Genomic DNA, 303 nt, shown 5'->3' on the forward strand with positions numbered 1-303 from the left:
TGGCCCAACGCTGCAGCGGGCTGGAGAGCGGCGTGCCGCTGGTGACGGCACTGCTGAACTACCGCCACAGCCAGGGCCAGTCCCAGGAACCGGCCGAGTTGCCGCCCGCCCTGCAAGGCATCGAGCAGATCGCCGCCCAGGAGCGCACCAACTACCCCTTCACGCTGAGCGTGGACGACCTGGGCGACGCCGGCCTGGCCCTGAGCGCCCAGGTCAGCACGCCTGCCCAGGCCCCGCGCGTGTGCGCACTCATGCAGCAGGCGCTGCAAGGCCTCGTCCTGGCTCTGCAGTCCGCGCCGGACC

The 303-nt window shown here is 72.3% G+C and carries 1 protein-coding gene; it reads left to right on the forward strand.

Going from position 1 to position 303, the window contains the following annotated elements:
• A partial coding sequence (locus H5407_RS23950; RefSeq protein ID WP_183106952.1) for a hypothetical protein occupies positions 1-303 on the forward strand: 303 nt, incomplete at both ends.

Source organism: Mitsuaria sp. WAJ17 (genome assembly GCF_014174515.1).
In the GTDB taxonomy this organism is placed as follows: Bacteria; Pseudomonadota; Gammaproteobacteria; order Burkholderiales; family Burkholderiaceae_C; genus Roseateles_B.